The following is a 15,086-nucleotide window of genomic DNA, read 5'->3' on the forward strand; positions in this document are numbered from 1 at the left end:
ACCGCTGTCACTTCATAACCTCCAGACAGATTTCTGCCACTGTCGTGCTCGCCTCGGGACGGGCCTGCTCACGCGCCCGCTCGGCCATCTGCAATAATTGTTCTCGACTGCCAAGTTCGCTCAGCAGAGCGGCCAACCGCTCCGGGTTCAACTCGGACTGCTGCACCACTCGCGCAGCACCGGCCTGTTCCAGATGCCGCGCATTGGCGGTCTGGTGGTCATCCACCGCATGGGGAAAAGGCACAAAAATGGCACCCAGACCGGCAATTTCGATTTCACTCACCGTGAGCGCGCCGGAGCGACACAGCACTAGATCTGCCCAACCGTAAGCCTTGTCCATACGATCAATAAACGGCACGACACTGGCCGTGACGCCCGCTTCGGCATAAGCCGCCGTGGTTGAGTCCAGGTGACGCTTGCCGGTTTGATGCCAGACTTCCGGGCGCTGTTCCTGTGGCAGCAGCGCCAATGCCCTGGGCAACATCTCATTGATCGCCAGCGCGCCCAGACTGCCTCCCACTACCAGCAGACGCAACGGACCTTCACGGCCGGCAAAGCGTTCGACCGGCGGCGCCAGCTCAAGAATTGGTCCGCGTACCGGATTGCCGGTGGTGATAGCATCCCCGCGCCCGGCAAAAGCCTGCGGAAAGGCCTGCAATACTTTGCTCGCCAAACGTGCCAGTGTGCGGTTGGTCATGCCCGGAATCGCATTCTGCTCATGCACCACAACCGGAACGCGTAACAGCCATGCCGCCAGACCACCCGGGCCTGAAGCAAAACCGCCCATACCCAGCACGACATCCGGCTTGGCGCGGTGTAACACGCCCAGCGCCTGCCCAAGCGCACGGGCAAGACGGAAGGGTGCCAGAAGCAGGCTTAACCGCCCCTTGCCACGCAGCCCCGTTACTGAAATTCTGTACAGCGGGATGCCGGATTTGGGCACAATTTCGTTCTCGATACCAACCTGACTGCCCAGCCATTCGACCACAACACCTCGCTGACGCAGAATATCGGCCGTTGCCAGCGCCGGAAATACGTGACCTCCGGTACCACCTGCCATGATCAATACCTTGCGTGAGGTGTCACTCATGCTGGTCGCTCCTCCAGTTTCAGTATTCGCCGTACCAGTGGCAATTCGCGTGGTACCTTCTTCAGCTGCTGACACTTGAGTTCGTAATCAACGCGCAGCACGATCGCGATCATCCCGGCACAAACCAGCAAACTGGACCCACCGTAACTGAGCAATGGAAGCGTCAGCCCCTTGGTGGGCAGGGCTCCCACGTTAACGCCGATATTGATCAGCGCCTGACCGGCAATGATGAAACCGAAGCCATACACCATATAAGCCCTGAAGAACTGCTGCATTTTTTCAGCACGACGACCAATGATAAAAATCCTGGCCACCAGCAACACATAAAGTGCCACTACAATCAGTGCCCCCAGCAACCCCAACTCTTCCGCCAGTACCGAGTAGACAAAGTCAGTATGCGCCTCGGGCAGGTAAAACAGCTTCTGCACACTGTTGCCCAACCCGGTACCAAACCAGTCGCCCCGTCCAAAGGCGATCTGCGCCTGCGACAGCTGATAGCCGCTGCCATAAGGGTCAGCCCAGGGGTCGGTAAAACTTTTCAGGCGCTCAAGCCGGTAGGGCTGAGCAAAGGCCAGCAATCCAACCAGCAGGCCGGCTGACACTACAACCACCAGCAGTTGCATGAACCGCATGCCGCCCAGAAACACCATGCCGGCTACGGTGCCGACGAGTACAACCAGTGCACCGTAGTCTGGCTCCATAAGCAGGGCCACACCGTAAAAACCCATCGGAATGGCCGGCTTGACCACGCCCCACCAGCCGCTGCGGACTTCCGCCAAACGCCTGACAAGGTAACCGCTGATGAAAATCACCATGCACGCCTTGGCGATTTCGGAGGCCTGAATATTGATAGGCCCCACGCCGATCCAGCGCCGCGAACCATTCACTTCACGACCAATACCGGGAATCAACACCAGTATTAGAAACGCGAGACCGATCAGCAGCAGCACACCACTGTATTTTTCCCAGGCTCTGACCGGCACCATCAGCGCCAGGGTGCCACTCACCAATGCAACCAGCAGAAACCCGCCATGGCGCAGGATGAAATGACCCGGTGAACCAAAATCGCGCGCCGCCACATCCATGGACGCGGACGTAATCATCACCAGCCCGGTCAGCATCAAGGCAAGTGTGCTTACCAACAGCAAGGGGTCCAACGGCGCCACTCCTGCTGGCACTTGCAGCCTGGCGGGGATCTGAATGGATGGCAGCGCCAGTCTCATGACAGCCCCTCCACCGCCTGAATGAACATCTGCCCACGCTCGCTGTAACCCGAAAACATGTCGAAGCTGGCACAGGCTGGCGACAGCAGTACCACATCACCCGGACGGGCAAGCTCCGCTGCACACTGCACCGCTTCCGCCATGCTGCCGGCAAAATGATGCCGAGGCCCTGCAACCTCTGCCGCGATCTGACTGGCATCTCGACCGATCAGTACCAGATCACGACTGTAGCGACGCAGCGGTGCGGCCAGTGACACAAAAGACTGGTCCTTGCCAACACCACCTGCAATCAGAATCAGACGAGCATCACCCTCCAGCGTAGCCCCCAACCCCTCCAGCGCCGCCAGCGTAGCGCCGACGTTCGTGCCCTTGGAGTCGTTGTAATAGCTCACACCCGCAACGTCCGCGACCCACTGGCAGCGATGCGCCAGGCCCGCAAACTTCTGCAGCGCTCTGAGGGACGCGTCACGTGGAATATCAACCGCATCCGCCAAGGCCAACGCCGCCAGACCATTGGCCAGATTGTGGCTGCCGCGAATTTTCAATGCCGAAGCCGGCAACAGTGGTTCAAGCCCACAGGCGAGCCAGGCTTCACCCTCATGATCCAGCAAGCCATAATCCTTGAGATCCGGTCGATTAAGACCAAAGCTGCGCAACTGCATCCCCTGAGCCAGCAGGGGCTGAGTCAGCGGGTCTTCACGATTGGCAACCACGACAGCAGCGCCACGGTAGATCCGCTGCTTGGTCAAGGTATAGTCTTGCATGCCGTTGTAACGATCGAGATGATCAGGGCTGACATTCAGAACGGTCGCTGCGGCTGCGCGCAGTTCATGCGTGGTTTCCAGCTGAAAACTGGACAGCTCCAGCACATACAGCTCAGCGGGGTCCTGCAGCAAATCCAGTGCCGGGGTACCGATATTGCCACCCACACCCACCTTGATACCGGCTGCTGCAGCCATCTCACCTACCAGTGTGGTCACGGTACTTTTGGCATTGGAGCCGGTAATGGCCACGATGGGAGCCTTGGCTTCACGGCAGAACAGGTCGATATCACCCAGCAGCGGCACACCTGCTGCCACGGCAGAAGCGATAACCGGATGCCGTTTGTCCACGCCCGGGCTGATGATCAGCTCGCCAGCCCGACCAAGCCAATCGGCATCAAACTCACCAAGACGAAGCTCTACAGACGGAAATTCAGCACGAAAGGCATCAACCCCAGCCGGAGCCTCGCGGGTGTCGCAGACCGCAAAACGAAGCCCTCGCCGTTGCAGGTAGCGCGCACAGGACAGCCCGGTCTGGCCCAGACCGATGATGATGCGCTGCTTGTCAGTCGTAATCAGACTCACCCTGCTCTCCTGCTCGAAACTATCGTTAACGAATCTTCAATGTCGCCAGACCAATCAACACCAGCACCACAGTGATGATCCAGAAACGCACGATGACCCGCGGTTCCGGCCAGCCCTTTAATTCAAAATGGTGATGGATCGGCGCCATGCGAAAAATACGCCGCCCGGTCAGCTTGAATGAAGCTACCTGCAGAATCACGGAGATGGTTTCCATCACGAACACCCCGCCCATGATCACCAGTACCAGCTCCTGCCGCACGATGACGGCAATCACTCCCAGAGCCGCACCCAGTGACAGGGCGCCTACGTCACCCATGAACACCTGAGCCGGGTAGGTGTTGAACCAAAGAAAGCCCAGACCGGCCCCAACAATGGCACCACAAAAGATGATCAACTCACCGGAGCCAGCCACGTATGGAATGTGCAGATAGTTGGCAAACTGAACGTGACCACTCAGATAGGCAAATACGGCCAGCGCCGCCGCCACCATCACCGTCGGCATGATCGCCAGGCCATCAAGGCCATCGGTCAGGTTGACCGCATTGGAGCTGCCCACAATGACGAAGTAGGTGAAGACAATGAAGAAAATCCCCATATCAATGGCGATATCCTTGAAAAACGGCAAAATCAGCTGGGTTTCCACTGGTGACTGCGCCGTCATGTACAGCACTACGGCGGCACCCAGCCCGCCAATCGACTGCCAAAAATACTTCCAGCGTGCAGGCAAACCGCGTGGGTTCTTCTCGATCACCTTGCGCCAGTCATCCACCCAGCCGACGGCACCGAAGATCAGCGTTACAATCAACGTCACCCAGACATAGCGGCTGGTCAGATCGCTCCACAGCAACGTACTGATGGCGATGGAGAGCAGAATCAGAGCCCCCCCCATGGTAGGCGTTCCCGCTTTGCTCAGATGTGATTGGGGGCCGTCAGAACGGATCGCCTGGCCGATCTGTTTTTCCTTAAGGCGCGTAATCAACCAGGGACCCAGAAACAGCGACAGGCCCAGAGCGGTCAGGATTCCCATGATGCCGCGCAGGGTGATGTAGCGGAACACCCCGAAGCCGGTATAAAACTGTGACAGGTATTCAGCGAGCAACAAAAGCATGGTTTCAGTTATCCCCTTTCAACAAGGCCGCAACTACCCTGTCCATTGCGGCACTGCGCGAGCCCTTGACCAGAAGGGTCAGCTGTTCCTGCGGCAGTGCCTGAATATGTGTTATCAGTTGTGTTTGTGTCGCAAAATGCTCGGCTCCCTGCCGGATCGCCGCATAGGCATCGGCCGCTGCACGCATGGCAGAGCCGGTTACCAGCAGCTGATCAATATCACGCTCGGCCGCATAGCGACCCACTTCGGCATGCAGCTGTTTCGATTGCTCGCCCAGCTCTGCCATGTCACCCAGTACCAGCACACGATGCCCTGGCAGCTGGGCCAGCAGATCGATGGCTGCCTTTACCGCATCGGCATTGGCGTTGTAGCTGTCATCAATCACCAACGCGCCGCTGTCAAGGCGATGTGGACTGAGACGCCCCGCCACCGACCGGCACTGATCCAGTACACCGGCAATTTTTGACAACGGTCGCCCTGCCGCCACCCACGCCGCCGCCGCTGCCGTTGCATTGGCCACGTTGTGGCGCCCCAGCAACTTCAACGATACCGGCAGCTGTTCTGTACCGTCATCCAGCACAAAACGCCAGCTGCCATCCGCATTCATCTCCAGCTTTGAGGCACTGACATCGGCAGCGCCATTTTCGACGCCAAAGCTGATCATGCGACGTTTTAGCCGCTGCAGGCGCTCAATCCAGGCCGAGGCATGGGGCGAGTCCAGATTGACAACCCCCACGCCACCTTCGGGCAGCCCTTCAAAAATTTCGCCCTTGGCACGCACCACACCCTCAAGGCCGCCAAAGCCTTCCAGATGGGCCCCCATCGCATTATTGAGTATCGCCACATCAGGACGGGTCATGGCCGTGGTGCGGGCAATTTCGCCCTGTGCACTGGCGCCCAGTTCGATCACGGCGGACTCATGCTCGGGTGACAGTTCCAGCAGCGTCAGCGGGGCGCCGATTTCGTTATTCAGGTTACCCCGGGTTGCCAATACTTTGCCGCTGGTGGCCAATAGCCGTGCCAGCATCTCTTTCACCGTGGTTTTGCCGCCACTTCCTGTGACGGCAAACACGGGTGCACGGAACAGCGAGCGGTTGTATCCGCCCAGCTGCCCCAATGCCTTTAGGGTGTCGGTGACAACCAACTGAGGCAGGGTTGTGTTCATCAACTGACTCACAACCACGGCCTCAGCCCCCTTCAACTCGGCAGCACCGACAAAATCGTGACCATCAAAATTAGGGCCCTTCAATGCCACAAACAGATCACCCGACTGCAACTGCCGGCTATCCGTGACAACCCTTGCGACGGTCCTGTTCTCTCCTTGAAGATGCGCTCCGAGCACCTGCTTGAGCTCATCCAGTTCGAAGGCGCGCATCATACATCAGCTCCCTGTTTCAATACACGCAAGGCGTGTTCATGATCACTGAATGGGTGGCGTGTTCCATCTATTTCCTGATAGTTTTCATGCCCTTTTCCGGCAATCAGTACGAGATCGCCGGGACCGGCATGACTCACAGCCCAGCGAATGGCAGCTGCACGATCCTGCTCCACATGCAGGCGCGCAGTCGCAGGCACCCCTGCCATAACCTCACGAATGATCTGCTCGGGTGGTTCACTGCGTGGATTATCACTGGTCAACACCAGCCGATCGGCAAGCTTTGCTGCAACAGCTCCCATTTCAGGCCGCTTGCCCCGGTCACGATCACCGCCACAGCCAAATACACACCAGAGATGCCCACTGCCAGGCTGGTGCAGGCGCAACGCCTGCAATGCCTGCGCGAGCGCATCCGGGGTATGGGCATAATCAACAACGACCAGCGGTTGCCCTTCGGCCTGAGGTAAACACTCCATACGTCCGGCCACCGGCCTGACTGCACCAAGGGCTGACGCGATCTGCTCAAGATTGAAACCCAGCAGCTGCAGAAGGGTTGCACTCAGCAGCAGATTACTGACGTTAAAGCTGCCCAGCAGGGCCGAATGCACTCGCTGATGACCCTGAGGGGTTGTAAGCTCAAACCGGCAGCCGCTGGCATCAAACTCCAGCTGACCGGCAGCCACATCAACTCCAGGCTCGACACTGCCGAAACCGAGAACACAAGACGATTCGCTGGCTTGACGATCAAACAAGGTGCGACCAAACACATCATCCAGATTGATTGCCTGCAGCGGCGGCGCATAGTCTGCAAACAGACGCGCCTTGGCATCGCCATAGCGAGCCATGTCACCATGATAATCAAGATGGTCCCGGGTTAGGTTGGTAAACGCTGCCGCCGTAAAATGCACCCCAGACACACGCTTCTGGTCCAGTGCATGGCTGGACACCTCCATCACCACGTACTCGGCACCCTGAAGCCGAAATTGGGCCAGCAATGCCTGCAGCGCGATGGGATCGGGCGTGGTATGGGTTGCCGGCTGCAAATCATCGACAAAACCGTTGCCAAGGGTGCCGATTACGGCACAGCGATGCCCCAACGACTCGAGTGCCTGTGCCAGATAGCTGCTGCAGGAAGTCTTGCCGTTGGTACCGGTTATGCCGACCACCTTCAGATGCTGGCTGGGCCGGTCATGAAAGCGGCTCGCCACATGACCCACCACCTGGTCCAGGTTATCAACCTCCAGCAACGGAACGGAAACCGCGGCTCGTTCGGCGCTGTCCAGTACGCCATGCTGTACCATCACCGCAACAGCACCCTGCTTGATCGCATCCGCGATAAAGTCAGCACCGCGATGATTGATACCTGCACGCGCAAAAAACAGGTCGCCAGGTTTAACCCGACGACTGTCCAGCGCCAGACCACTGACATTCACACTGCGATCAGACGGCAAAGCCGCAAGCGTTGCACACGCCTGCGGCAGTAATGTGAGCAATGATTGAGAATACTGATTCATTGCATCGCCACATGAGTTGATGGAGGTTCAGGCCATTTATCTGGCGGCACATTCAAAAGCCGCAGAGAGCCGGCTGCGATACGCGAGAATATTGGTGCCGCTACTAACCCGCCGTAATATTCCTGCCCTTTTGGGTTGTCGACCATCACCGCGATAACCAGACGCGGGTTGGTCAGAGGTGCAACCCCTGCAAACACCGACACATACTTGTCTTCGGCATAACCGCCGCCGCTCGCCTTGTGAACCGTTCCGGTCTTGCCACCGACACGATAGCCTTCAACCGCTGCCCGTCGGCCCGTACCTTTTGCACTTATGACGGTTTCAAGCATATCCAGCACCTGAGGCCCCACACCCGGCGGCAAAACCCGGGTGCCAGCGGGTGTCTGAGTCTGTTTCAGCAGCGTTGCCGGTCGCATGATGCCGTCGGCCGCTAATGGAACATACGCCTGTGCCAGCTGCAAAAGCGTGGTGGAAAGACCATAGCCATAGGACATGGTTGCACGTTCAACACGCTGACGCTCCGCCAGGAACGGCAACACTCCGGTACGTTCACCGGGAAAGCCTGTGCCGGTATCTCGGCCAAGGCCCACATTGTGCAGCAGGTTGCGAACGGTATCATGCGGCATTTCGAGTGCGAGTCTGGTCACTCCCACGTTGCTCGATTTGGTGATGATCCCGGTAAGATCCAGCTTGCCGTAGTTGCGATGATCCTTGATGCTGGCGCCACCCACTCGAATGTATCCGGGTGAAGTATCGATGATGGAATCACGCGTATACTGGCCACTCATCATGGCTGCTGCCACAGTCAAGGGCTTCATGGTGGAGCCCGGTTCAAACAGGTCCGTCAGTGCCCGGTTACGCAACGCATCCGTCTTGAGTTCCGAACGGTCATTGGGGTTGTAGGATGGCTGATTCACAAGCGCCAGAACTTCTCCGGTCTTAACATCCAGTACCACGGCAGAGCCGGCATCAGCACGATGCGACTCCACCGCTGCCTTAAGCTCGCGGTAGGCCATGTACTGCAGGCGCAGATCAATACTCAACTGCAGATCGCTTCCAGCATCGGCATCCTGCAGTGAGCGGATATGCTTGATGGTACGCCCCACACGGTCTTTGAGCACCAGCTTGCGCCCAGGCTCGCCCCTCAGGCTGTGGTTATAAGCCAGCTCAAGCCCCTCCTGACCTTCACCATCCACGTTGGTAAAACCGATCAGGTGGGTTGCCACCTCTCCTGCCGGGTAGTAGCGCTTGTATTCACGGTCTGCATGCACACCCGGAATACCCAGTGCCTCAACGGCCTCTGCCAGTTCGGGCGTTACCTGTCGTTTCAGATAGAGAAAGCGGCGCTCGGGGTTTGCTGTCAGCACCGATTTGAGTTCGTGCGGCTTCATATCAAGCAACTGGGCCAAACGGGTCAGTCCGCCGTGCTGCAGGTCGGTTCGCAACGGGTCTGCCCAGATGGTTGCAACCGGCGCACTCACCGCCAACGGTTCACCGTTGCGATCCGTAATCAGCCCACGATGAGCCGGAATCAACATGGTTCGCAGCGTTCGAGCATCGCCCTGGCTGCGCAGAAAGGCTTGATCATCACCGTAGAGTGACAACAGTTTTGAAGTAATACCCGCCACGATCAGCGCCAGCAAAAACACAACCAGCCAGATCCGCCAGCTTCTGGCTGCATGGGTCTGTATGATCGGGTCTTCACTTTTGCTCATGACGTATGATCTCGATTGCTTCTGTTTCCGGCACGACCATATCCATTTCACTGGCCGCCAGCGACTCTATCCGATGGTGCGAGGACCATACACTCTGCTCCAGCAGGTACTGCCCCCACTCCACCTGTAACTCGTCCCATTGCTGCACCAGAATCTGGTGCTGGTTAAACAGACGGCGGTATTCATAGGCCGAAAAAATGACCGCCATCGCACTGATCATCACCGCCAGGGTCAGCCCCGTCACCAGCAACGCCGGCACCAGCAACTCACCTCCGCTTACCATTCGCTGCTCAGGTTCCCCTTTTGCGCGCTGCGGCAACAGCCTGCGCCGCGCAGACCCAAGCCACTCCTGCCAGAACTCGGCCGTCAACCAGACGGGTGTGCCAAAACCAAGCTTCATGCCAGTTTGATGGCGGCACGCATTACAGCACTGCGTGCCCTGGGGTTCTGGTTCAACTCATCCTTACCTGCCTTTACAGCCTTCCCTGCCGATTTAAGGCGTCGTTTCATCATCGCATCGGTCACCGGCACACCTGGCGGCAAGTGCTCATCCCCTTTAACGTGACGACGAATGAAGCGCTTCACAATCCGGTCTTCCAGAGAGTGGAAGCTGATCACGACCAGCTTGCCCCCTGGAGCCAACACCTCAAGCGCCTGATCCAGGCACTGTTCCACATCATCAAGTTCACGGTTAATGTGGATGCGAATGCCCTGAAAGGCACGCGTCGCAGGATTTTTGCCTTTTTCCCAGCGAGGGTTGGCTTCTGCAATGATTTTTGACAGCCGTGCCGTTGTGGTAATGGGAGCCTGCTCTCGTTCAGCCACGATTGCGCGCGCCATACGCCTTGAAAAACGCTCTTCGCCGTAGCGATACATCACATCCGCGATTTCCTGCTCATCAGCACGATTGATCCAGTCTGCGGCACTCTCACCGCTACTGGTATCCATGCGCATATCAAGCGGACCGTCGTTGACGAAGCTAAAGCCCCGTTCAGGATCATCCAGCTGAGGCGAACTGACCCCCAGGTCCAGCAGCACGCCAGTGACCTGCCCCATCAAGCCACGCTGCTCAACAAAGGACTGGAGCTGTGCAAAAGAACCATGTTCGATACTGAATCGAGGCTCACCGGCAAAGCGCTCAGCGGCAAAGCTGATTGCTTCGGGGTCCTTGTCGATGGCCATGAGACGACCGCCTGCAGAAAGCTCTGCAAGGATACGCGCACTGTGACCGCCACGGCCGAAGGTGCCGTCGATGTAAAAGCCTTCCGGATCTGTTACCAGCTCCTTGACCGCCTCTTCCAACAGAACTGTGGTATGGCTGAATGTCTGACTCATGCTGCCCCGTTACCTGGGAGTGCGTTAAAGTGACAGTGACTGCAGTTCCTGGGGGATCTCTTCATCCTCATCAGCCTGCAAATATTCGTCACGCGTACTGTTCCAGAGCCCTTCACTCCAGATCTCAAACTTGTTGCCCTGCCCCAACAGCACAATCTTCTTGTCCAGCTGCGCATACTCTCGCAGCGGTGCCGGCAGCAACATGCGCCCATTAGCATCCAACTCCAGATCGGTCGCATGACCGGTCAACAGACGCTGAATGCGACGCACCGCCTTGTTAAAACTCGGCAGCGCATCAATGCGGGCCTGGATTTCGTCCCACTCGGGCTGAGGATAAAGCAGTAGGCATTTGTCTTCGGTATCAATCGTCACCACCATACGGCCGTCACAATGGCTGTGTACCGACTCGCGATAGCGTGCCGGAAGCGCCATTCGGCCCTTGGCATCGAGATTGATCGGATTGACTCCGCGGAACATGACGCCCACTGTCTTTCCCCAAATAGCCCACTTTTAACCACTTTTTCCCACTACGCGACACTATAGGTAGTAAGCACAGTAGATGCAAGGTCGAAAACAGGTGAAAAGGGTGTGGTTATCAGATGAGATCGAGGCCATGTCCTGCCTGACCGAAAATAGCTACAGCCCATGCAGCATGCGACCTGCACGGGAAGCTGATAGGAAACATGAGGTTGCAGGTGTAAAAGTGGGACGGGCGTCAAAGCGTTGGTGGGAAAGACGACAGTTATTGATCTCAAGCCACGAGAGATTCGCGGCCCAACAGCAAGGTTCAGTGCATCACAACCTTGTTTCTGCCATTGCTTTTGGCCGCGTACAGGTTGCTGTCTGCACGACCAAACAGGGACTCGGCTGTATCGTCAGACACGACCTCTGCCACACCGATTGAGATCGTGATGTGTACCGGGCGACTCTGGAAATTGAACGGGCTTTGCTCAACAGCCTTGCGCACCTTCTCGGCCGCTTGACGGGCGGACTCCCCACCGGTCGACGGCATCAAAATGACAAACTCTTCGCCGCCAAAGCGAGCAATAAAATCAACCCCGCGCAAACTGCTGCGCAGCACTTTGGCCATCAGCCGCAGCACCTTGTCGCCCGCCAGGTGACCATACTGGTCGTTAATGCGTTTGAAAAAGTCGATATCAGCAACACAAAGAGCGAAAGGTGTGCCGTAGCGCTGATAGCGCGCAATTTCATTCGCAAGTTGCTGGTCATAGGCAAACCGATTCGCCAATCCCGTGAGCGGATCGGTACGCGACTTCATATGCGCTTCTTCCGCACTTCTGCGGAACCCGGCAGCCTTCGACTCCATCTCCTCAAGGCGACTCAACAGGATCTTCCGCTCCCGCTGCAGTTCGGCGACATGCTGATTTTCCGCTTTCTTGTGTGTATCAACCGCTTTGATCAAGCTTGCCAGCTGAGTACTGACAGCCGTTTTCAACTCATTGATGTCACTGGTCTGTTTGACCGCTTGACTGATTTTATGAACATCATGGCGCACCGTCTGGTCCAGCAGATTATTGCGCTTAAGCTGTACCACATCAGCCGTTTCTGCCCTGTCCAGAAAGCTGCGCAGATAGGCAAGCTGTTCATTCAACCCCACAAGATAGGCCTGAATATCCTCCCCTGTACTACCTCCGCAGGTCCGCGCCAAGGCGGAAACTTCCTCAAGACAGCGTTCCAGCTCTTCCGGACCAGGGCCCGCCTCCAGGCGACTGATCAATTCGTGGGTACGTGCTCGATGCTGGACAGGTACATTGAACAGCTGAATCAGCTCAAGCAATCGCTGAGCCATACGCTTGCTGATCACATCGTTTGGTTGCGCCAAATCATCAGTGCTTACAGCACCAACGTCAGAACGACTAATCTGTCGCTGAAAGGTCAAAAGCGTATCAATCAGCCCCGGCAACTGCCGCATGTTGTCAGCCACACCGGCAAGCTTTTGCCTGACTTCAACCAGCCCCCCTTCCTCGCTTTCAGCCGTACCCTGCAACAACAGCACCCACTCATCGATGCGTTTGATCAGCTGCCTGGCCTGCTGCGCCCGTGTTTCATCCAGCAGACGGACATGTTTTTCGGTTTTGCGCAGCAACTCTGGCACTTTATCCAGCTTGCCAGTCTGCAACTCAGTCACCAGCGATGCCAACAACTGGTCAAGCTCAGCCGATTCGCCATGCGCCGCCAGGTCAAGTTGAACGGCCAGGCTGCGAAGACAGTCAGCCGCCTGTGAGCGCTGCTGCTCATGCTGCTCCACCTCAAGTGCCAGCGCTCTGTATTTACCACGCCAGTCAACCTTGTCTGTCATCGTAAAATCTCCATTTTATCTGAGGCAGAACAGTTCAATTCAGATACTCGCAAAACGATACACAACCGGAAACCGGAAACCGGAAACCGGAAACCGGAAACCGGAACACCCTATTTGACCGCATAAATATCATGACATCAAATTGCGACAACGGCTGCAGCAGCAACATTAAACCGTTGTGGACACGATTCATTCAATTTGCGGAGCGTTCGCCAAAATCGCGACAGGAGCGCACACAGCCCTGTGATTACGCCATTTATCTGTTCGAAACACTTGAAACACTCCTCAACCCCATACCCCGACTACAGCAACGCCTTTTGAGCAGCGACTTTTTAACACCAGGAGCAGTATGAAATGGATGCTCGCGACGCGTCCAATGTTACAATAATTACCAGTCCGTTACTGGTGTGATCCATGAAGACAGAAAGACTCAGCGCTCAAAACCCCGACCATCTGCAACGTGCCGGCGAACTGTTGCTGGCTGGCGAGCTGGTCGCCGTGCCGACAGAGACGGTATACGGGCTGGCTGCCGATGCCTCAAACCCCGAAGCGGTAGCAAAGATTTTTGCCGCGAAACGGCGCCCGACCAACCATCCGCTTATTACGCACATCGCCTCACTTGATCAGCTGCCACGCTGGGTCAAAATCGTGCCTGACTGGGTCGCCCCTCTGGCAGCAGCGTTTTGGCCTGGTCCACTGACACTGATTTTTGATCGCCATCCGGATGTCTCAGATGTCATTACCGGCGGCCTGCCAACGATCGGAGTGCGTATGCCCGATCACCCGGTGCTGCTGTCATTGCTGCAACGCTTCGATATTGCTGTCGCCGCTCCGTCGGCCAACCCGTACCAGAAACTCAGTCCCACCAGTGCGGAACAGGTACTGGCCAGCATGGACGGGATGATTGCAGCCGTGCTTGACGGCGGTCCCTGCGGTGTCGGCACGGAATCGACCATTTTGCGTGTGGATGAACACAGTGCAGAAATTCTGCGAAGCGGCCCCATCTCAGCAGAGATGCTCCAGCCCTATCTGCAGGTACCGGTGCGCACTCCGAGCAGCCATGAGCACGCTGTCTCCGGTAACAAGAAAATTCACTATCAACCCAATGCCCGCATCACGCTCTGTAAGACTGACGAGATAACGGCCCTGGCTGCATCAGCAGCCCCGCACTCAGGTGCACTGGTGTATTCAACAGCACTGAGATCACTGCCTTGCAAGCACCTGAAGGTGATGCCGGCTGATCATCAAGGCTATCGTCAGGCACTGTATGCCGCCCTGTACGAAGCCGATTGTGACGGTGTAACCCAGCTATGGGTCGAAGCACCACCCAAAGATCCCGCCTGGGCTGATATATGGGACCGTCTGAGTCGCGCCGCTGCCAACTGACTGGTGCGAACTGCTGCTTGAGCTGGATAGAGCGGGATCAGTGATCAAAAAATCACGAAAAACATCCAGCTACCATGGCACACCAAAACCACAATACTAAGACAGCGTCTTAACTGCCGATAATCGCCGTTTTTCACCTGACTGTAGTCGTACCCCCACCAAAGCGCGTAGGCTACAAAAAGCAGCGCAAACGCCAGCGCAACTGGCAACAGCAAGGCCACCCACCCCAGCAAACTGGGGAGCATGCACAGACAAAGCCGCCAGCTATTGCTCCACTTGTCGTCCTGCAGTGCCACGCCCCAATGAATCCCGCCCAGAAACGACAGAATTACCGCGCTGTATGACAGGAAGTAAGTAACTGCCCAAGGCTGATGCATCAATACAGTCAACCCGACAAAGGGAATCAAACCGGACAAACCAAGTAGATAGGCTGTTTTGTTCATGAGCATGTCATCAGTGTGTTGGCGTTTATACCGATACGACAGCTGCCGGATTTGGTTCACCCTGCCCTCTATCGATCACCATTTGATTACCGGCGCCTATTGCACAGATCGCTGAACCAATATCTTAATAATTATTTTGCCTATCTTGATTGACATGCTAACATGCTAGCATGTCAATCAAGACCAGTAGATTGATGCCTGTGACCTGACTAAATATAAAACCAAAGGTGA

13 protein-coding genes are annotated in these 15,086 nt (G+C 56.8%); 1 reads left to right on the forward strand and 12 read right to left on the reverse strand.

Annotated features, from left to right (window positions below):
- Positions 1-7: 7 nt before the first annotated feature.
- From murG to ACAM29_RS08485, 11 genes are all read right to left on the reverse strand, one after another.
- Positions 8-1,090 (reverse strand): undecaprenyldiphospho-muramoylpentapeptide beta-N-acetylglucosaminyltransferase, encoded by a 1,083-nt coding sequence (gene murG / locus ACAM29_RS08435; protein WP_091827409.1) that lies wholly within the window; start codon positions 1,088-1,090, stop codon positions 8-10.
- Entirely contained in the window at positions 1,087-2,313 is a 1,227-nt protein-coding gene (gene ftsW, locus ACAM29_RS08440) for a putative lipid II flippase FtsW (RefSeq protein WP_091827410.1), read from the reverse strand. The genes murG and ftsW overlap by 4 nt, the downstream gene beginning before the upstream one ends.
- Positions 2,310-3,659: a UDP-N-acetylmuramoyl-L-alanine--D-glutamate ligase gene (gene murD, locus ACAM29_RS08445; protein WP_369623852.1), complete on the reverse strand. Its 1,350-nt coding sequence runs from the start codon at positions 3,657-3,659 to the stop codon at positions 2,310-2,312. Before murD ends, ftsW begins: the two co-directional genes overlap by 4 nt.
- Before the next feature lie 25 nt (positions 3,660-3,684).
- Positions 3,685-4,767, reverse strand: a complete 1,083-nt coding sequence (gene mraY / locus ACAM29_RS08450) for a phospho-N-acetylmuramoyl-pentapeptide-transferase (protein ID WP_354410911.1) — start codon at positions 4,765-4,767, stop codon at positions 3,685-3,687.
- 4 nt (positions 4,768-4,771) lie between these two features.
- Positions 4,772-6,145 carry a UDP-N-acetylmuramoyl-tripeptide--D-alanyl-D-alanine ligase gene (murF, locus tag ACAM29_RS08455; RefSeq protein WP_369623853.1) on the reverse strand — a complete coding sequence of 458 codons (1,374 nt, stop codon included), beginning with the start codon at positions 6,143-6,145 and terminating at the stop codon, positions 4,772-4,774.
- Positions 6,142-7,656: a UDP-N-acetylmuramoyl-L-alanyl-D-glutamate--2,6-diaminopimelate ligase gene (locus tag ACAM29_RS08460; protein WP_369623854.1), complete on the reverse strand. Its 1,515-nt coding sequence runs from the start codon at positions 7,654-7,656 to the stop codon at positions 6,142-6,144. Before ACAM29_RS08460 ends, murF begins: the two co-directional genes overlap by 4 nt.
- Positions 7,653-9,371: a penicillin-binding protein 2 gene (locus ACAM29_RS08465; RefSeq protein ID WP_091827415.1), complete on the reverse strand. Its 1,719-nt coding sequence runs from the start codon at positions 9,369-9,371 to the stop codon at positions 7,653-7,655. The genes ACAM29_RS08460 and ACAM29_RS08465 overlap by 4 nt, the downstream gene beginning before the upstream one ends.
- The gene (ftsL, locus tag ACAM29_RS08470; RefSeq protein ID WP_091827416.1) at positions 9,358-9,771 is read right to left on the reverse strand and encodes a cell division protein FtsL; all 414 of its coding nucleotides are present in this window, start codon (positions 9,769-9,771) and stop codon (positions 9,358-9,360) included. The genes ACAM29_RS08465 and ftsL overlap by 14 nt, the downstream gene beginning before the upstream one ends.
- Positions 9,768-10,706, reverse strand: a complete 939-nt coding sequence (rsmH, locus tag ACAM29_RS08475) for a 16S rRNA (cytosine(1402)-N(4))-methyltransferase RsmH (RefSeq protein WP_354410901.1) — start codon at positions 10,704-10,706, stop codon at positions 9,768-9,770. The genes ftsL and rsmH overlap by 4 nt, the downstream gene beginning before the upstream one ends.
- A gap of 24 nt (positions 10,707-10,730) precedes the next feature.
- Positions 10,731-11,183, reverse strand: a complete 453-nt coding sequence (mraZ, locus tag ACAM29_RS08480) for a division/cell wall cluster transcriptional repressor MraZ (RefSeq protein WP_369625131.1) — start codon at positions 11,181-11,183, stop codon at positions 10,731-10,733.
- Positions 11,184-11,493: 310 nt separating this feature from the next.
- Entirely contained in the window at positions 11,494-13,026 is a 1,533-nt protein-coding gene (locus ACAM29_RS08485; protein WP_369623855.1) for a GGDEF domain-containing protein, read from the reverse strand.
- A 414-nt stretch (positions 13,027-13,440) separates the two neighbouring features.
- On the opposite strand from ACAM29_RS08485, the gene ACAM29_RS08490 reads away from it, so the two are divergent.
- The gene (locus ACAM29_RS08490; RefSeq protein ID WP_369623856.1) at positions 13,441-14,412 is read left to right on the forward strand and encodes an L-threonylcarbamoyladenylate synthase; all 972 of its coding nucleotides are present in this window, start codon (positions 13,441-13,443) and stop codon (positions 14,410-14,412) included.
- 44 nt (positions 14,413-14,456) lie between these two features.
- On the opposite strand, the gene ACAM29_RS08495 is transcribed toward ACAM29_RS08490, so the two are convergent.
- A complete protein-coding gene (locus ACAM29_RS08495; protein ID WP_369623857.1) occupies positions 14,457-14,855 on the reverse strand; it encodes a DUF3429 domain-containing protein in 399 nt (132 codons plus the stop codon).
- Between the last annotated feature and the right edge of the window lie 231 nt (positions 14,856-15,086).

This window comes from Marinobacterium sp. BA1, assembly GCF_041155135.1.
Taxonomy (GTDB): Bacteria; Pseudomonadota; Gammaproteobacteria; order Pseudomonadales; family Balneatricaceae; genus Marinobacterium; species Marinobacterium iners.